Genomic DNA, 18,664 nt, shown 5'->3' with positions numbered 1-18,664 from the left:
CTTAAACGTCTTTTGCCGCGAACCTGAATCGTTCACAAGATTGCTTTTGTATTTATTACCGTCTAAATGCCCAGTTGTGGTAAAATAGAAAAGTTGAATCTTCGTAGAAAATGGTGATGAAGAAACATGTCAAGCAAACTGTTAAGAGGCACGTTTGTGTTAACGCTCGGTACATATATATCGCGGATTCTTGGAATGGTCTATTTAATTCCTTTCAGCATTATGGTCGGGGCGACAGGCGGTGCATTGTTTCAATATGGATACAACCAATACACATTATTTTTGAATATTGCCACGATGGGCTTTCCAGCCGCCGTTTCTAAATTTGTTTCCAAATATAATTCCAAAGGGGACTATGAAACAAGCAGAAAAATGCTTAAGGCGGGTATGTCGATTATGCTTGTCACCGGTATGATTGCCTTTTTCATTCTGTATTTATCAGCTCCGTTTTTTGCGGAAATATCGCTGGGAGGCAAGGATAATAACGGCCTGACAATTGATCATGTCGTTTATGTCATCCGCATGGTCAGCTTAGCGCTTTTGGTCGTGCCGATTATGAGCCTTGTCCGCGGATTCTTTCAAGGGCACCAAATGATGGGGCCGACGGCTGTTTCCCAAGTTGTTGAACAGATTGTCCGCATCATCTTTTTATTGAGTGCGACATTCTTGATCTTGAAGGTTTTGAACGGCGGCCTTGTGATCGCTGTAGGTTATGCGACCTTCGCAGCGCTGATCGGCGCCTTCGGAGGACTGATCGTACTGTATATTTATTGGAATAAACGGAAGGGCAGCCTACTGGCGATGATGCCGAATACGGGGCCGACAGCAAACTTAAGCTACAAGAAAATGTTTCTCGAGCTGTTCAGCTATGCCGCTCCGTACGTTTTTGTCGGACTAGCCATCCCTTTGTATAACTATATTGATACAAATACGTTTAACAAAGCGATGATCGAAGCCGGCCATCAAGCCATCAGCCAGGACATGATGGCGATTCTTACCTTGTATGTGCAGAAGCTCGTGATGATTCCGGTCTCCCTTGCAACAGCTTTTGGATTGACATTAATTCCAACGATTACTGAATCGTTTACTAGCGGAAACTATAAGCTGTTGAATCAGCAGATTAATCAAACGATGCAGACGATCCTGTTTTTAATTATTCCGGCAGTTGTCGGGATTTCAGTATTGGCGGGACCGACATATACGTTCTTTTACGGATCAGAGAGCCTTCTTCCTGATTTGGGGGCGAATATTCTGCTTTGGTATTCGCCAGTCGCGATTTTGTTCTCTTTATTTACGGTCAACGCAGCCATTCTGCAGGGCATCAATAAACAAAAATTTGCGGTTGTCAGCCTTGTGATCGGCGTCGTGATCAAACTTGTGCTGAATGTTCCGCTGATCAAGCTGATGCAGGCTGACGGCGCGATTTTAGCGACGGCGCTTGGATATAGCGCGTCGCTTTTATACGGATTTATCATGATCAAACGCCACGCGGGCTATTCGTATAAGATATTAGTCAAACGGACTGTTTTGATGCTGGTCTTGTCAGCCATTATGGGGATAGCTGTGAAAATCGTACAGTGGGTACTAAGCTTCTTTATTTCCTACCAGGATGGTCAAGTGCAAGCTGCGATCGTTGTAGTCATTGCGGCCGCTATTGGCGGAGCTGTCTACCTGTATTGCGGATACCGAATAGGATTTTTGCAGAAAATATTAGGCCGCCGTTTGCCCGGGTTCTTAAAGAAAGGCAGACATGCCGGCTGATGAACTAGATAATCAAGAAACAGAGGGCTCGCATGCTGCGGGCTTTCTTTTATAAAGGAGAGATCGGGAATGAGACTTGATAAGCTGCTTGCCAACAGCGGATATGGTTCCAGAAAAGAAGTCAAAGCCGTTGTGAAGGCGGGGGCCGTCATGGTCGACGGCAAACCGGCCAAAGATGTAAAGGCGCACGTTGATCCTGATACGCAAGAGGTTACCGTATACGGAGAACCGGTTGATTACCGCGAGTTCATTTATCTCATGATGAATAAGCCGCAGGGAGTGCTGTCGGCGACTGAGGACAGCCGTCAGCAAACAGTGGTCGATCTGCTGACGCCGGAAGAGATGAGATTTGAACCCTTTCCCGCCGGCAGGCTTGATAAGGATACAGAAGGCTTTTTACTGCTCACCAATGACGGCCAGCTGGCACATCGGCTCCTATCGCCTAAAAAGCATGTTCCAAAAACGTATGAAGTCCATTTACAATCACAGATTTCACCGGAAGACATCTCGGATTTAGAAGCGGGTGTCTACATAGAAGGCGGCTATCAAACAAAGCCGGCAAAAGCGGAAATCAAGACAAACGACAACGGCGATACCGTGATATACCTGACGATTACGGAAGGAAAATACCATCAGGTCAAGCAGATGGCAAAGGCGGTCGGCAATGAAGTGATTTATCTGAAGCGCTTATCAATGGGGCGTGTTTCCTTGGATCCTGCCTTGTCACCGGGAGAATACCGTGAGCTTACAGCAGAAGAACTTCATTGGCTGAATGAACCGCAGGCATGAAGAAATCCCGCATTTAATGCGGGATTTCAGCGTGTCGACAAACCCTCGCATTCGTTGTCAAGTCTGCGCGTTGGTGCTCACGAATTAAAACATTCGCTCTGCTCCAATGCTCGCCTTTTCTAGACTTCAAGGGTTTTCAATCACGCTGAAAAGATGACAAAATGAAATCCCGCATTTTAATGCGGGATTTTTTTATATATAAGTAAGCACACAAAAACAAGGCTCAGAAAGTTCTTCGCCCTGTATCTATCAGGCCGCTCTCAGGCGGCCCTATGTAATTTTCAATGTTTATGATGTAATCTTTACTTTCTTTCTCGTTGTCTCCCACTTGCCACGGCTTGGACTATGAACAAGATCATTATATGCCAACACATTTAAGTCTCTTTGAATTGTTCTAGGTGTAATGCCGAATTCGTCAACCAGTTCCTGTGTTGTCACAAGGCCTTTTTCTTGGATAAACATGTAAACTGATTTAATTCGAGTTAGCATACGGTTTGTTGAAGGTTTCAAAAAACCACTCCCTATCATAAGATCGGATGGACTTGACTAACCACAACTCACGACTATCAACTGCGTACGAAATAGCAACAAAGGCAGACATTTTATATTATAGTTTTTAGATAATTCGCCCTCATTATACACGATATCGCAGTAATGAATCTAGGGATAACTCCTATTAATTTTTTCCAATTTGAGCTGTGCAGCCATCCTTGTTGGATTACTATGTATTTCGGCACAATATTATTATGGTTAAAGAAACTTTTTTTATTCTGTTTCGTAGTAAATTTTGGAGGAGGAGTGAGATTTGGCAAAAATGCTTGAGGCTTCAATAGAACAGGCGGGGTATACGAGCCGAAAAAAAGTGCTCACCGATGTTTTTCTGGAAGTCGGAAAAGGGGAGATAGTCGGGCTGATCGGAGCAAACGGCGCCGGGAAAAGCACCGCAATCAAGGCGATACTCGGCCTCTCAGAAGACTTTAAAGGCCATATTGCTTGGAATGACTCTTCATTTGCCTACATTCCGGAGCACCCGTCCTTTTACGAAGAACTGACGCTGTGGGAGCATTTGGATCTGGTCAGCACGTTGCACGGTATTGATGAGCGTGAATTTGCGCCTCGGGCAGAAAGCCTGCTGCAGACATTTTCGCTTGATCACGTTATGCATGAGCTGCCAATCACCTTTTCGAAAGGCATGCAGCAAAAACTGATGCTTATCCAAGCTTTTCTCTCTAAGCCGGATATGTATGTGATTGATGAACCATTTATTGGCCTTGATCCGATATCAACGAAACGTTTTGTGGACATGCTTAAGGATGAAAAACAAAGGGGAGCCGGCATTCTCATGTGCACACATGTACTCGATACCGCAGAAAAAATCTGCGACCGGTTTTACATGATTGAGAAAGGTTCTTTGTTTCTCCAGGGCACGTTACAAGATATTCAGGAACAGACCGGATCAGAGGGGCAGTCATTGCTTGACTGTTTTTATAAGGCGGTCCAAGGTGACCGGCCATGAACGGGCGATCGCTCTTTTTTCGCAGGCTGTTTGACTATTACAGGTATCAGTTTAAGGTATTGCATGCGGTCATTGACTGGACAGTCGCTCTCTACATTGTTTTACCGGCGCTTGCTTTTGTCATCTATCAGTATATCGATTTGATGAACGGAAGAGGCCTTTTTTATGAGTGGTCTGAGGTGATGGAATGGAGATGGCTGTACGCCGTGTGTGTGCTGATCGTGTGCACAGGCTCGATCCATACGTTTTTAATGGAAGCGGACAACGTGTTTTTGCTGCAAAAGAAAGAGCTGATCTACCAGCTAAAACGGTACGCGCTGGTGTATTCTTTTTGGGTCACGCTCGGCAAATGGCTGCTGCTCTATTTCATTGTTCTTCCTTTTATCAGTCATTCTCTTCATATCACATTAGCAGAAAGCGCGGCTCTATTATGTTATTTGTTTGGCCTTCATATGTTCTTCTTATCCTTAAAGCAAGACAGGATCAGAAAGCCGCGTTCCATTTCGAGGCGGGTTGCCGAAATTCTTGTCAGAGCCGTTCTTTTTGCTGGTTCTGCTGGCCTAATCATTTTCACTGAGTGGGGGTTGCTTGCGCTCATTGGCATTTTGTTTTTCATTTTCGCATTCGTCCGCAGTTTGAAAAAGACAGCTTCGTTCTCGGCTTTTGAAGCAGAGGTGACTGAAGAGAAAAAAAGAAGGCTGGCGCTTGCCGGGCTTGTGATGATGATGAGCCAGGAGGCGGGAATGCCGAAAGTGAAAGACAGGATGAGAAGAAAACCATTATTATTCCGAAATTCAAGAAGGATATTTAAAAAAAGAACAATCTACACAGGCTATAAGGAATTGTTTTTCAAAGTTTTGCTGAGGAATGGCGAGTATATAAGACGGATGTGTATGCTGTTGTCAGCTTTCGCCGTTCTAATCTTTGTCTCCCCGATTTGGCTGAAGCTGATTGCGCTCTTGGTATATATAGGTGTTTGCCGTTATATCCTTACGCTTATCTTTGACAAAGTGATGGATGCGCCTATTCTAATTGGCGCCGATAAGGAAAGTGATGAGTATTACCGGGCCAGAAAAAGCTGTATCAACATCCTGCACTATGCGTTTGCCGCATGCTGTTTATTAGCGGCTGCTGTCTTTTTATTGTTTACATAAAAAACCCAAACGGCTGACGTTTGGGTTTTCTGTATGTGCTATAAAATAAACAGCTGGATGAAAAACAGAATAGCGAAAACGATAACGAGCGGATGAATCTCTCTCCATTTTCCCCGCGCTGCTTTTACAATCGGATACGAAATAAAGCCAAGCGCGATTCCTGTAGAAATGCTGGATGTCAAAGGCATCGACAGAATGACGAGAAACGCAGGGAATGCCTCGTCCATCTCTTTCCAGTTCATATTGGACACCGAGCGCATCATCAGGCTGCCGACGATAATTAAAGCAGGAGAGGTGATGGCGGCTATGCCGGATAAGGCACTGACAAGCGGACTGAAAAACATTGAAACCGCAAACAGCACCGCAACAGTCAAAGCTGTAAGCCCCGTTCTTCCCCCGGCTGCGACACCAGCGGATGACTCGATAAATGCCGTCGTTGGACTTGTGCCGAAAACCGCTCCTACTGTTGTCGCAGTTGAATCAGCCAGCAGCGCTTTTCGCACGTTCGGCAGCTTGTTATTTTTCATCAGCCCGGCTTGCTCAGCAACACCGATCATCGTGCCTGTTGTATCAAATATCGTGACCAGAAGAAAAGAAAAGACAACAGCGTACAGGCCGTGATGTACAACATCGCCAAAAGCGGAAAACGGATTTGAAATGATCAGGCCGTCTGGCAAATGAGGAAGCGACATTAATCCCTTCGGTAAATGCAGCTGGCCGGTAAAAAAGGCGATCAAAGCGGTCGCTGCCATTCCGATAAATAAGGCACCGCTGACGTTGAGGACCATCAAGACCACACTGATCAAAAGCCCGATCAGCGTTAAAATCACACCAGGTGAATGCAAATCGCCGAGAGTAACCAAGTTTGACTCATCAGCTGCCACAATTCCCGCCTGCCGCAAACCGATAAAAGCGATAAACAGCCCGATGCCTGTTGTGATTCCGTATTTTAAATTGTTTGGAATCGCCTCAATAAGTTGTTTTCTTAAAGGCGTTAACGATAGAATAATGAAGAGAACCCCTGCTGTAAATACGGCGCTGAAAGCTGTCGCGTATGTGATGCCGCCATCGCTGGCGCTTACGACATGAAAGGCTAAATAAGCGTTCAAGCCCATGCCGGGCGCAATAGCAATCGGATAATTTGCTGCCAGGGCCATCCACAGCGTTCCGACAATGGAGGCAATAATCGTTGCGGTGAAAACCTGGTCGAAAGGAACCCCGGCGTTAGCCAGAATGACCGGATTGACCACGACGATATAGACCATTGTGAAAAAGGTCGTCAGCCCTGCTATGATTTCTTGCTTTATGGATGTTTTCTGCTCTTTTAGATGAAACATAGTATCCTCCAATTACGAACGTTTTAACAAAACACCATTAATATTATTCGTTTTATTTGGTTTTTGCAAGTGATTTCTTGCGGAAAGGGGAACGTTATGAACTGGGAAGTTGAAGTGATTAGAAGAAAAGAGGATTTAATTCGTGATACACAGGAATTTTTGAGAATCAACAGTGTAATGGATGAAACAACCGCAGGAACCGGCAAACCGTTTGGAGAAGGAGTAAACGCCAGCCTGACTTCCTTGCTGGAGCTTGGAGAAAAAGAAGGCTTTACAACAAAAAATCTTGACGGCTTCGCAGGTCATATTGAATGGGGCGAGGGCGATGACATTGTCGGCGTACTATGCCATGTTGACGTCGTGCCGCCCGGAGACGGCTGGAAGAGTGATCCGTTTTCAGCTCATATCCGTAACGGACGGATTTATGCAAGGGGGGCCATTGATGACAAAGGTCCGACAATGGCGGCATTCTATGCGCTGAAAATCGTGAAAGACATGAATCTGCCGCTGTCCAAGCGCGTCAGAATCATTATCGGAACAGATGAAGAAAGCGATTGGAGATGTGTAGAGCATTATTTCAAGCATGAAGAAATGCCGACACTGGGATTTGCGCCTGACGCCGATTTTCCGATTATTAACGCGGAAAAAGGAATCATTGATGCGTCTTTACTTATCCCGCCCCACTCAAACCTAGCCGATTCTGAGGCAATGCTTGTCTCATTTCAGTCGGGTCTTCGCTTGAACATGGTGCCCGATGCTGCTGAAGCTGTCATTGAAGGGCTGAAAAAAGAAGAGATTCTTGCTTCATTTAAAGATATGCTTCGCACGACGGATCAAAAAGGAGAAGCTGGCATAGAGAACGGTCAGCTCATTTTGCGTATGTACGGGCTTTCCTGCCATGCGATGGAACCGAACAATGGAATCAATGCCGGCATTTTGTTGTGTGAATTTCTGCAGCAGGCTGAGCTTGACGAAGCAGGACAGCGATTTGTGCAAGTCGTCACAGACAAGTTTTCAGGCGATACGAGAGGAAAGAAACTGAATATTGATTGTGAAGATGACATTAGCGGCGAGCTGACATTAAATGTGGGAACACTCCGCTATACGGAAGGGCAAGGAGGCGAACTCGGGATCAATATCCGCTATCCTGTGACCGCGGAAAGCAAAGTGATCCGCGATGCATTCGAAAGCGCATCTGAATTTAAGCTGGGAGAATTCAAAGACAGCAAGCCGCATCATGTGTCAGCAGACCATCCGTTAGTCAAAACCCTGCAAAAGGTTTATGAAGGCCAGCTGGGCAAAAAAGCTGATTTAATCTCAATCGGCGGGGGGACTTATGCCAGATCTTTAAAAGCAGGTGTCGCGTTCGGCCCGCTCTTCCCCGGACGTCCTGACAGCGCACACCAAAAGGATGAATATATTGAAATTGATGATTTGCTGAGATCGACAGCTTTATATGCGCAGGCGATCTACGAACTTGCAAAATAAAAGGACGGGCTTTTTCTGAAGCCCGTCCTTTTTTAAACAAATGACCATAAATCAGTTGATAAATACCGTTCTCCCGTATCGGCTGTCATACAGACCACGACTTGGTCAGGAGAGAGGCGTTTCGCTGTTTCGATTGCCGCGAAACAGGCAGCACCTGAAGAGGGCCCGACAAGAATTCCTTCTTCTGCAGCAAGGCGTCTTGTCGTCGTGTAGGCGTCTTCATCAGAGATTTTGATAATTTCGTCATAGACGTCTTGATTTAAAATCGGAGGAATAAAGCCTGGGCTCGTCCCTACAAGCTTATGTGCGCCGGGTTTTCCTCCGGATAATACAGGCGAACCCGCGGGCTCGACAACATGAACCGTGATATCCGGGAAAAGCTCTTTGAGCGCTTCACCTGTTCCGGTAATGGTTCCTCCCGTTCCGGAAGAGGCGACAAAAGCGCCGAGCGGCTTTCCGATTTCCTCTATTGCCCGGGCAATTTCAGGCGCCGTTGTTTTTCGGTGCGCGTCAGGATTTGCGGTGTTATCGAACTGCATTGGGATATAGCTGTTCGGAATTTGTTCAGCAAGCTCCTTCGCTTTTTTGATGCTGCCCGGCATTCTTTCCGCTCCGGGTGTTAATACAACCTCTGCACCGTAAGCTTTAAGAAGGTTGATCCGTTCCTTCGTCATCGTATCAGGCATAACTAAGATCGCTTTATAGCCGCGCGCGGCCGCATTCATGGCGAGTCCGATTCCGGTATTTCCGCTTGTCGGCTCGATAATCACTGATCCCGGTTTGAGCAAACCATTTTGTTCCGCTTCTATCATCATATGATAAGCAGCTCTGTCTTTCACACTGCCGCTCGGATTGAAAAATTCAAGCTTTAAATAGACTTGTGCCGCGTTTTTCGGCTGAAGCCGATTCAATCTCACAAGCGGTGTATTTCCAATCAGATCAGCTGTATTTTCAACGATTTTCAACATTGTCATTCCTTTCTGAATAAAACAAGTGTCGTATAATATCCTAACATAATAAACGTTTGTGCGAGAGTGTTTTCATACACTGTTCCTCTATCCGCACAGCCTCTTTATTGATAAAATAATAGCTGTTACAGAAGGGAGTGTCAGACGGATGCCAGATATACGGCCTCATTATTTCATCGGCGTTCCCATTCCTGAAGGAATTGCGAATCCGATTGACCAGGCTGCGAAAAACGAGCCGGTTTTAACGTTTCAAAAATGGGTGCACCCGCTTGACTATCATATCACGTTGATTTTTCTCGGAGCGGCGGATGAGACACAAATCCAGCAGCTTGAAGGCTCGCTAGCTGCGATTGCTTCAGAAACCGATCCGTTTCCGATTGAGTTTGGCAAAATTGATGTATTCGGCGACCGCAGAAGGCCGCGTGTTTTACACCTCGAGCCAAAGAAAAACAAAACACTTGAAATGCTGCGGGAACATACAAAACAGGCTGTTCTTCAAGCCGGCTTTCAAGTGGAAAAGAGACCGTACCACCCTCATATGACGCTGGCCAGAAAATGGACAGGCGAAGAAGGATTTCCGGCACATGTCCCGTTTGAAAGCGGAGAGGTTTCGATGATGGCTGAACGATTCTCGCTCTTTCAAATACATTTGAATCAATCACCAAAGTATGAGGAACTATTCAAATTTCATTTAACTTAATTTATTGCGGAGTGGAGAAACAAACATGGCACAAATCATCAAAATTCATGATTATATATCAAGATATGAGCTTGATCCGTACCATTATATAAACCAGTTTGTACGGCTGAAAAAAGAGCGCTGGCTTTCACTATTAGAGGCAGCGGAGCGCCAGCATGAAGAAAAACAAGCCAGTGCCGAAGAGCCGGAACCGGTGCAGAAACGAAAAAAATTTTCTTTGAAAAGAAGAAAAGAAGAGATAAAAGCCGATATACAAGAAGAGAGACACCAATGGTTTGAGGAAGAAGACAATTTACATGTAAGGCTGCCGAAGAGCAGGATGGCGCTTGCTTCCTTTTATAAAAGACATTTATATGAATTTCAGCTCAAATGGGCTAGCTCTACTCTTGCAGAAATATCCCATCTCTCAAACCAGGTGAAGCAGGACCGCATTTTGCGTTATCTGACCCAGCAGCTGCCTGATTCTTATTTCGTTATGTATAAGCCTGTGCTGAAAATTCAGCAGGCGGCGGTTGAATTAAGCATTGTGATTATTTCTCCCCTTGAGATTTATTGCGTTTCTTTCTTAGAGGCGGAGGAAGACAGTGTGTACATAGGGTCTAAAAATCGTTTTTGGGAGAAGAAAACAGCTTCTCAGACTGCATCAGTGTTAAATCCGGGGCTGAGTCTGTTTCGTACGGAATCCGTTGTCTCAAAGATCATAAAGGAAAAACAGGCTGATATTCCGGTTCGAAAATTGCTTCTGAGCAGAACGTCGTACATCGATTATCCGGAGCCGCCATACGGCTTAGAAATAGCGGATAAGCGGGGCGCGGAAGAATGGATTGAGCGGCAGAAGAAAAACACTGCCCCGATTAAACATCATCAGGTAAAGGCTGCAAAGGCTCTGCTGTCTTACTGCATGTCTGACTCCTATCGCAGACAAGAGTGGCTGGAGTGAAAGAGAACGATATGAGCGGTTTTCTCATAACATAAGCAGGTGAGAAAGATGAGCCATTGGTTTTTTATTATTAATCCGACAGCAGGCCGCCGAAACGGCCTGCGTGTTTGGAAGTCCATTCAAAAGGAACTGATCAAACGTAAGGTTGAGCATCGTTCATTTTTAACTGAACATCCGGGGCACGCCGAGGTGCTCGCCAGGCAGATTTCAACGATACAGGAATATAAGCTGAAGCGGCTGATTGTCATTGGCGGAGACGGAACTATGCATGAAGTTGTCAACGGGCTGAAAGATGTTGACGATATTGAACTGAGCTTTGTGCCGGCGGGCGCGTATAATGATTTTTCGCGGGGATTCTCTATCAAAAAAGTGGATCTGATGCACGAAATCAGGAAGCAGAAGCGTCCGTTAACCCGATCCTTTCATTTAGGGAGCGTCAATTTCTTTCAGGATAAATCGCAGGTTCTTTATTTTATGAATCATATCGGGATCGGGTTTGACGCATATGTCAATAAAAAGGCGCTGGAATTTCCGTTAAGACGGGTTTTTCTTTTTTTGCGCCTTCGATTTCTTGTTTATCCGCTTTCCCATTTGCGCGCCTCCGCCACCTTTAAGCCGTTTTCGTTAGCCTGTACAGTTGAAGGAGAAACACAAGAATTTCATGATGTCTGGTTTGCGGTCGTATCCAACCACCCATTCTACAGGGGCGGCATGAAGGCGGCACCTCTTGCAAATCCGCGCGAAAAAGCGTTTGATATCGTGATCGTTGAAAATCAGCCGTTTTTGAAAAAATATTGGCTATTATTTTTGATGGCATTTGGTAAGCATATCAAAATGGACGGCGTTACGATGTTTAAAGCAAAGGACATTACGTTTTACACGAAGGACAAAATTCCGTTTCATGCTGACGGAGAAATCATGGGCACCACCCCGTTTCGTTTGGCATCGAGTCCTTCACCCCTAAGGATCAAAACTTAAAATGTGTTTGGAGGAGAGAGTTTCCGATGGTCAGCATCCGCCGCAGCTTCGAAGCGTATGTCGATGACATGAATATCATTACCGTTCTAATTCCTGCTGAACAAAAAGGCATCATGAAACCGCCTTTTCGGCTTGAGACAGAAACAACAGATATTCCTTTGGCTGTCAGAGAGGAATATCTGCTTGAAGGAAAATACAAGTACGTCTGCGCATCCGACCGTCCAGTGACTCTCGGAACAACACATGCTGTGAGAGCGTCCAGCGGCGACAAAACGGATCTCCAAATAGGCGCGGTCATCCGGACGGACGCGTTTGATGATGTATTTTATTATGACGGAGAGCTGGGGGCTGTTTATACTGCGGATTATACTGAATTTAAAGTATGGGCGCCTGCCGCAGCCTCAGCTGCTGTAAAACTTTCCCATCCTGAAAAAAACGGGCGCACCTTCCAAATGATTCGGATGGAAAAAGGCGTTTATACCGTTACAGTCACCGGCGATCTCCACGGATATGAGTATGTGTTCTGCATCTGCAACAATTCAGAATGGACGGAAACCGTTGACCCGTATGCAAAGGTCGTGACGGTAAATGGAGAGAAGGGCGTCGTCCTGCGCCCGGATGAGATAAATTGGGTTGATTCGGCCGCACCATTCTCAAACCCTGTGGATGCCGTGATCTATGAGATGCACATCCGCGACTTTTCCATTCATGTAAACAGCGGCATGAAAAACAAGGGGAGATACTTAGCGCTAACGGAAACAGAAACGCAAACCGCAAATGGCTGTTCTTCCGGGCTGGCGTATGTAAAAGAGCTCGGCGTTACACATGTAGAGCTGCTGCCGGTAAATGATTTTGCCGGAGTTGATGAAGAGAAGCCGCTTGATGCTTACAATTGGGGGTATAACCCGCTCCATTTCTTTGCCCCAGAGGGAAGCTATGCCTCAAACCCTCATGATCCTCAAACAAGAAAAACAGAGCTAAAACATATGGTCAACACCCTTCACCAGCACGGCCTGCGAGTCATTCTGGATGTCGTCTTTAACCACGTGTATGAACGGGAGAAGTCATCGTTTGAAAAGACAGTGCCCGGTTATTTTTTTCGGCATGACGAATTTGGGATGCCGTCAAACGGCACCGGTGTTGGAAATGACATCGCCTCAGAAAGGCGGATGGCTAGAAAATTCATCGCGGATTGCGTCATCTACTGGATTGAGGAATACGATGCCGACGGCTTCCGCTTTGATCTGCTCGGTATTTTAGATATTGACACCGTGCTTTACATCAAAGAACAAGCAACTGCGGTAAAGCCCGGAATCCTGCTTTTTGGGGAAGGATGGGATTTGGCGACACCGCTGCCGCATGAACAGAAAGCGACCTTGGCGAACGCTTCAAAAATGCCGGGCATCGGCTTTTTCAATGATACGTTTCGTGATGCTGTGAAAGGGAATACCTTTCACCTTACGGCAGCGGGCTTTGCGCTCGGCGGCGGTGAAGCAGCGGAAGCCGTTATGCACGGAATTGCCGGGTCTTCGGGATGGAAGGCATTTGCACCAATTGTTCCTGAACCCAGCCAGTCCATCAATTATGTTGAGTCACACGACAATCACACTTTTTGGGATAAAATGGACCTTGCGCTTCCTCAAGAAACTGAAAGCCGTAAGAGGAGCAGGCAAAGGCTTGCAGCCGCGGTTATCTTGCTTGCCCAAGGAGTGCCGTTCATACACAGCGGCCAGGAATTTTTCAGGACGAAGCAGGGGGTGGAAAACAGTTATCAATCCAGTGACAGCATTAACCAGCTGGATTGGGATCGCCGTGATACATTCAAAAAAGATGTTGACTATATCAGCAGGCTGATATCGCTGAGAAAAACGCATCCGGCGTTCCGTCTCAGGTCGGCTGCAGATATCCAGCGCCATCTTGAATGTTTGACGCTAAAAGAACACCTCATTGCATTCAGGCTTTCTGATCTCGGCGAGGTTGATGAATGGGAAGACATCATCGTTATCCACCACGCGAGTCCGGAAACTGTTGAATGGAAGCTGCCAAACGACAAGACGTACCTGCTTTTAAGTGATACATCAGGTTTTCGGCATGATCCGAAAGAAATCAAGAAAGCGGTTGCGGTAAACGGCATCGGAACAGTTATCTTATATTTAGCATCAGATCTTAAGAGTTTTGCTTGACGAAGTTTGTGCTATAGCGCTAAAATTTAAAGGACGGCTATTGATTAGCATATGAGACTCTCAATAGCTGTCTTTTTTATTTTCATACGATTCGTACGAAAAAGGCACTCGCTGGATAGACTAGAGACGATTAGCCTTTATTCTAAAATATTTTAAGAAATGATGGGTTGAACATTGATATGAACTGGTTGGGACAATTACTAGGTAGCGATTGGGAGATCTTCCCCGCCGGAGGAGCTACAGGAGATGCATATTATGCGAAACATAACGGGCAGCAGCTTTTTTTAAAACGTAATAGCTCACCTTTTTTAGCTGTTTTATCCGCCGAAGGCATTGTTCCGAAGCTGGTTTGGACAAAACGGATGGAAAATGGGGACGTGATTACGGCCCAGCACTGGATGACCGGCAGAGAGCTGAAGCCTAAAGATATGAGCGGACGGCCCGTTGCTGAATTGCTTCGTAAAATACACACATCAAAAGCCTTGCTGGACATGTTGAAGAGACTTGGAAAAGAACCGCTGAACCCGGGGGCTCTTCTGTCTCAGCTCAAGCAGGCTGTATTTGCTGTGCAGCAATCTTCACCGCTGATTCAAGAAGGCATCAAGTATTTAGAAGAACATCTGCATGAAGTGCATTTCGGTGAGAAAGTCGTTTGCCATTGTGATGTCAATCATAATAACTGGCTATTGTCTGAAGACAACCAGCTGTATTTAATTGACTGGGACGGCGCCATGATCGCTGATCCGGCGATGGATCTAGGGCCTTTGCTGTACCACTACGTCGAAAAGCCAGCTTGGGAGAGCTGGCTGAGCATGTACGGCATTGAGTTAACAGAGAGCCTGCGCTTACGAATGGCTTGGTATGTGTTATCTGAAACAATCACTTTCATTGCCTGGCATAAAGCAAAAGGCAATGATAAAGAATTTCATGATGCAATGGAAGAACTGCATATTCTCATGAAACGCATCGTTGAATAATCAGGAATACGAATTCATTTGCTCTACCCATTGAGACAGGCTGTTCTGATGCTCTTGTATGTGTGAGTCGATGGATTTCGACGATATTCCTGATTGGCTATAGCGGTAAACATCTTCCAGCACGTTTTTGAAGTTTGAATCAAGCTCGGTGTTTGCCATCAGCGATTTAATCACACGCTCAAGCTGTTCGTACTCTGCGACGGTTCCGCAGCAGTCCAATTGATGGTCAGTCAATATATCCTTTAATAAATGAACTTGATGCTCATAATGTAAACCCATAGCGGTACACATCCCTTCAGTATCATACGGGTTAAATTGTTCAAAACAGAGCGTTTTTATACATGTGAAAGGAGTGTTCCGGCAGACGGAAACCTCTTTTTTTTATATACTCAGCTTTAGCGGGCACGCTTTAAAAAACGAGCTTGCGGGTCTTTTTAATTCATGGTATGTTGTTAGTCGAAATAATAGATAGAGGTGTCAATCATATGAGAATGCGCCACAAGCCTTGGGCTGATGACTTTTTGGCTGAAAACGCACATATTGCCATCAGCAACCCTGCTGATTATAAAGGGAAATGGAACACAGTGTTTGGCAACGACAATCCGATTCATATCGAGGTTGGGACAGGAAAAGGGCAATTTATTTCTGGAATGGGCAAACAAAATCCAGACATCAATTATATTGGGATTGAGTTATTTAAAAGCGTCATCGTGACAGCCGTCCAAAAAGTAAAAGATAGCGAAGCAACGAATGTAAAGCTTCTGAATATAGATGCGGACACGCTGACGGATGTATTTGAGCCGGGTGAAGTCAATCGGGTCTACTTGAACTTTTCTGATCCTTGGCCGAAAAACCGTCATGAAAAACGCCGTCTGACGTATTCCCACTTCCTCAAAAAATATGAAGAAGTGATGGGAAAAGGCGGAGCGATTCATTTTAAAACGGACAACCGCGGCTTGTTTGAGTACTCTTTGAAGAGCTTCTCTGAATACGGCCTGCTGCTGACATATGTCAGTCTCGATTTGCATAACAGCAATCTGGAAGGCAATATTATGACAGAATATGAAGAAAAATTTTCAGCGCTTGGCCAGCCGATCTATCGGGCTGAGGTTGAATGGAGAACGTAAAACAGACTCTGATACAGGAGTCTGTTTTTTTTATGGGCCGTTTGCTACCATGATGACAGGGGGGGATGAAAATGAAAACAATGAAAATCGGAAATATCACGTTGACCTGGCTTGACGGAGGCGTGACACATATGGACGGAGGCGCCATGTTCGGCGTCGTTCCAAAGCCGTTATGGTCTAAAAAATATCCAGTCAATGAAAATAACCAGATTGAACTAAGGACAGACCCTATTTTCATTCAAAAGGACGGGCTCAATATCATCGTCGACGCAGGAATCGGGTCCGGAAAGATGTCTGAAAAACAAAAACGAAACTATGGCGTGACACAAGAGTCGAATGTGAAACCATCATTAGCGGCACTCGGATTAACGGTTGATGATATAGACGTGATTGCTATGACACATCTTCATTTCGATCACGCATGCGGTTTAACAGAATATGAAGGAGAACAGCTCGTCTCTGTCTTTCCGAATGCAGTGATTTATGCATCGGCTGTTGAATGGAATGAAATGCGCCATCCGAATATCAGATCGAAAAATACGTATTGGAAAGAAAACTGGGAGGCTATTGCCGGCCAAGTGAAAACCTTTGAAGACACCTTAACGATCACAGAGGGGATTACGATGCATCATACCGGGGGCCATAGCGACGGACACAGTGTGCTAATATGCGAGGATGCGGGTGAAACCGCCGTACATATGGCAGATTTAATGCCGACACACGCCCACCGCAATCCGCTATGGGTGCTGGCTTATGATGATTATCCAATGACCTCTATACCGCAAAAGCAGAAATGGCAGGCATTTGCGGCGGAAAAAGACGCTTGGTTTATTTTTTACCATGACGCCCAGTATCACGCGCTGAAATGGGATGAGGATGGAAGCATCAAAGATGCAGTCAAGCGCACGAAGCCATAGCATATTTTAATGTTTGCCCTGCATGTTTTCCGGCTAATAATGCAAACCTAGTACTAATTATGCTCAGAAAGGAAGAGGCAGGGTGAAACAATTCAAAGTAACAAACGAAGGAGACATTCAAACAACGTTAAGAGGCCTTGAAGTACTCTCTGTTCCTTTTTTGAACAAAGGTGTTGCTTTTACTGAGGAAGAAAGAAAAGAACTAGGTTTAAAAGGCTTTCTGCCGCCAAAGGTATTAACGATTGAAGATCAAGCGAAAAGAGCGTACGAACAATATTCCGCACAGCCTGATGATTTGAGCAAAAATGTCTATTTAACCGCGCTGCATGATCGGAACGAAACGCTGTTTTACCGACTCTTAAATGACCATTTAGGGGAAATGCTCCCCATTGTCTATACTCCGACAGTGGGAACGGCGATCCAGAGATACAGCCATGAATACAGAAAGCCAAGAGGGCTTTATTTGTCAATCGATGACCCAGACGGTATGAGAGAAGCATTTAAACAGTATAAAGATCAACGCGATACGATCGATTTAATTGTAGCAACTGATGCGGAAGGTATTTTAGGAATCGGAGACTGGGGTGTCGGCGGGATTGCGATTTCTATCGGCAAGCTAGCGGTTTATACGGCGGCTGCCGGCATAGATCCGAGCAGAGTGCTGGCTGTTGTTTTAGATGCGGGGACAAATCAGGAGAGCCTCTTGAACGACCCGCTTTATGTCGGCAACCAGCATTCCAGAGTGCGCGGGGAACGCTATGACCAATTTATTGACGATTATGTTGCGCTGGCGAGAGAAACATTCCCGAATGCATTGCTGCACTGGGAAGATTTCGGGGCGAAAAACGCGCGCAGCATTTTGAAACGGTATAAAGATAAGATTTGTACGTTTAATGATGATATCCAAGGTACCGGCGCTGTTTCACTGGCGGCCGTTTTATCCTGTGCAAAAGCGTCTAAAGTGCCGCTGAGAGATCACAGAGTCGTCATCTTCGGAGCGGGCACGGCAGGTATCGGGATTGCTGAACAGCTGCGCGAGGCTTTGGTGCGAGAAGGATTGAGTGAGGAAGAATCTTTCAAACGCTTCTGGTGCATAGACCGAAACGGATTGTTAACAGATGATATGGAACAGCTTTTTGATTTCCAAAAGCCATACGCACGTTCGGCTGATGAGGTCAAGGATTATCAGCGAAAGGGAGAAGGCGGAGGTATTGATCTCCTTGAAGTGGTCCGGCAGGCGAAACCGACGATTCTGATCGGGACATCAACTGTTTCAGGCGCGTTTACTGAAGAAATTGTAAAAGAAATGGCTTCACATGTGAAACGGCCGGCCATTTTGCCAATGTCGAATCCGACAACTCTTTCTGAAGCGAAACCTCAGGATTTGATCGAATGGACAGAAGGCCGCGCGCTTGTCACGACAGGAAGCCCGTTCCCGCCAGTGGAATATAACGGCGTGACGTACCATATCGGCCAGGCAAACAACGCGCTTGTCTTCCCGGGCCTTGGGCTTGGAACGATTGTCACCAAATCAAAATTAATAACCGATGGCATGTTTGAAGCATGTGCCCGGGCGATCGCAAGTATGGTCAATGTCGGAGTGCCGGGCGCGCCGATGCTGCCGAAGATAGAGGATTTGCGGACTGTATCGGCAACTGTTGCGGTGGAAGTGGCTAAAACCGCGATTAAGGAAGGCGTTGCGACGGAAGAGCCTGAAGACATCATACAGGCTGTGCAGGATGCGATGTGGTATCCGGTATACAAACCGATCCGCGCGATTTCATAAAAAGGGCCGCTGCATGAGCAGCGGCTTCTATTTTATGCCTGTC

At 46.0% G+C, this 18,664-nt stretch carries 17 protein-coding genes; 13 read left to right on the top strand and 4 right to left on the bottom strand.

Annotated elements, in window-relative coordinates:
* Positions 1-126: 126 nt before the first annotated feature.
* Both murJ and ABZM97_RS15070 read left to right on the top strand, forming a co-directional pair.
* Positions 127-1,761, top strand: a complete 1,635-nt coding sequence (murJ, locus tag ABZM97_RS15075; RefSeq protein ID WP_202326886.1) for a lipid II flippase MurJ — start codon at positions 127-129, stop codon at positions 1,759-1,761.
* A 69-nt stretch (positions 1,762-1,830) separates the two neighbouring features.
* On the top strand, positions 1,831-2,550 hold the full coding sequence (locus tag ABZM97_RS15070; protein ID WP_087992852.1) for a pseudouridine synthase: 720 nt from the start codon (positions 1,831-1,833) through the stop codon (positions 2,548-2,550).
* 288 nt (positions 2,551-2,838) lie between these two features.
* On the opposite strand, the gene ABZM97_RS15065 is transcribed toward ABZM97_RS15070, so the two are convergent.
* Entirely contained in the window at positions 2,839-3,060 is a 222-nt protein-coding gene (locus tag ABZM97_RS15065; RefSeq protein ID WP_003152337.1) for a DeoR family transcriptional regulator, read from the bottom strand.
* 295 nt (positions 3,061-3,355) lie between these two features.
* Here ABZM97_RS15065 and ABZM97_RS15060 point away from each other — a divergent pair, with 295 nt between their 5' ends.
* Together ABZM97_RS15060 and ABZM97_RS15055 are read left to right on the top strand one after the other, a co-directional pair.
* Positions 3,356-4,066, top strand: coding sequence for an ABC transporter ATP-binding protein (locus tag ABZM97_RS15060; RefSeq protein WP_087992851.1), 711 nt, complete (start codon positions 3,356-3,358; stop codon positions 4,064-4,066).
* The gene (locus tag ABZM97_RS15055) at positions 4,063-5,220 is read left to right on the top strand and encodes an ABC transporter permease (RefSeq protein ID WP_367386924.1); all 1,158 of its coding nucleotides are present in this window, start codon (positions 4,063-4,065) and stop codon (positions 5,218-5,220) included. The genes ABZM97_RS15060 and ABZM97_RS15055 overlap by 4 nt, the downstream gene beginning before the upstream one ends.
* 38 nt (positions 5,221-5,258) lie before the next feature.
* Here the strand turns inward: ABZM97_RS15055 and pbuO are convergent, their stop codons facing one another.
* Complete coding sequence (gene pbuO / locus ABZM97_RS15050; protein WP_087992849.1) at positions 5,259-6,557, bottom strand: hypoxanthine/guanine permease PbuO; 1,299 nt, start codon at positions 6,555-6,557, stop codon at positions 5,259-5,261.
* A 96-nt stretch (positions 6,558-6,653) separates the two neighbouring features.
* Here pbuO and pepV point away from each other — a divergent pair, with 96 nt between their 5' ends.
* Positions 6,654-8,045, top strand: a complete 1,392-nt coding sequence (gene pepV / locus ABZM97_RS15045; RefSeq protein WP_333516795.1) for a dipeptidase PepV — start codon at positions 6,654-6,656, stop codon at positions 8,043-8,045.
* A gap of 32 nt (positions 8,046-8,077) precedes the next feature.
* Here the strand turns inward: pepV and cysK are convergent, their stop codons facing one another.
* A complete protein-coding gene (gene cysK / locus ABZM97_RS15040; RefSeq protein ID WP_367386923.1) occupies positions 8,078-9,013 on the bottom strand; it encodes a cysteine synthase A in 936 nt (311 codons plus the stop codon).
* A 148-nt stretch (positions 9,014-9,161) separates the two neighbouring features.
* On the opposite strand from cysK, the gene thpR reads away from it, so the two are divergent.
* The 5 genes from thpR (at position 9,162) to ABZM97_RS15015 (ending at position 14,791) form a co-directional block, all read left to right on the top strand.
* Positions 9,162-9,713 (top strand): RNA 2',3'-cyclic phosphodiesterase, encoded by a 552-nt coding sequence (gene thpR / locus ABZM97_RS15035; protein WP_087992846.1) that lies wholly within the window; start codon positions 9,162-9,164, stop codon positions 9,711-9,713.
* A 25-nt stretch (positions 9,714-9,738) separates the two neighbouring features.
* Positions 9,739-10,653, top strand: coding sequence for a hypothetical protein (locus ABZM97_RS15030; RefSeq protein ID WP_087992845.1), 915 nt, complete (start codon positions 9,739-9,741; stop codon positions 10,651-10,653).
* A gap of 48 nt (positions 10,654-10,701) precedes the next feature.
* Positions 10,702-11,631, top strand: coding sequence for a YegS/Rv2252/BmrU family lipid kinase (locus ABZM97_RS15025; protein ID WP_367386922.1), 930 nt, complete (start codon positions 10,702-10,704; stop codon positions 11,629-11,631).
* A gap of 26 nt (positions 11,632-11,657) precedes the next feature.
* Complete coding sequence (pulA, locus tag ABZM97_RS15020) at positions 11,658-13,814, top strand: type I pullulanase (protein ID WP_253268484.1); 2,157 nt, start codon at positions 11,658-11,660, stop codon at positions 13,812-13,814.
* Positions 13,815-13,993: 179 nt separating this feature from the next.
* Positions 13,994-14,791, top strand: a complete 798-nt coding sequence (locus ABZM97_RS15015) for a phosphotransferase family protein (protein ID WP_003223423.1) — start codon at positions 13,994-13,996, stop codon at positions 14,789-14,791.
* Here ABZM97_RS15015 and ABZM97_RS15010 read toward each other — a convergent pair whose 3' ends face one another.
* Positions 14,792-15,070 (bottom strand): YtzH-like family protein, encoded by a 279-nt coding sequence (locus tag ABZM97_RS15010; RefSeq protein ID WP_087992843.1) that lies wholly within the window; start codon positions 15,068-15,070, stop codon positions 14,792-14,794.
* Between the two features lie 206 nt (positions 15,071-15,276).
* Between ABZM97_RS15010 and trmB the strand changes: the two genes are divergently transcribed.
* The 3 genes from trmB to ABZM97_RS14995 all read left to right on the top strand — a co-directional run bounded on the left by trmB (position 15,277) and on the right by ABZM97_RS14995 (position 18,621).
* Positions 15,277-15,918 (top strand): tRNA (guanosine(46)-N7)-methyltransferase TrmB, encoded by a 642-nt coding sequence (trmB, locus tag ABZM97_RS15005; protein ID WP_087992842.1) that lies wholly within the window; start codon positions 15,277-15,279, stop codon positions 15,916-15,918.
* A gap of 71 nt (positions 15,919-15,989) precedes the next feature.
* On the top strand, positions 15,990-16,835 hold the full coding sequence (locus ABZM97_RS15000) for an MBL fold metallo-hydrolase (protein WP_367386921.1): 846 nt from the start codon (positions 15,990-15,992) through the stop codon (positions 16,833-16,835).
* Positions 16,836-16,917: 82 nt separating this feature from the next.
* Entirely contained in the window at positions 16,918-18,621 is a 1,704-nt protein-coding gene (locus ABZM97_RS14995; RefSeq protein WP_333562019.1) for an NAD-dependent malic enzyme, read from the top strand.
* Positions 18,622-18,664 lie beyond the last annotated feature (43 nt).

The organism is Bacillus vallismortis (genome assembly GCF_040784915.1).
Taxonomy (GTDB): Bacteria; Bacillota; Bacilli; order Bacillales; family Bacillaceae; genus Bacillus; species Bacillus subtilis_G.
The sequence above is the reverse complement of the archived record's forward strand: the minus strand, read 5'-3'. Positions and strand labels throughout refer to the sequence as shown.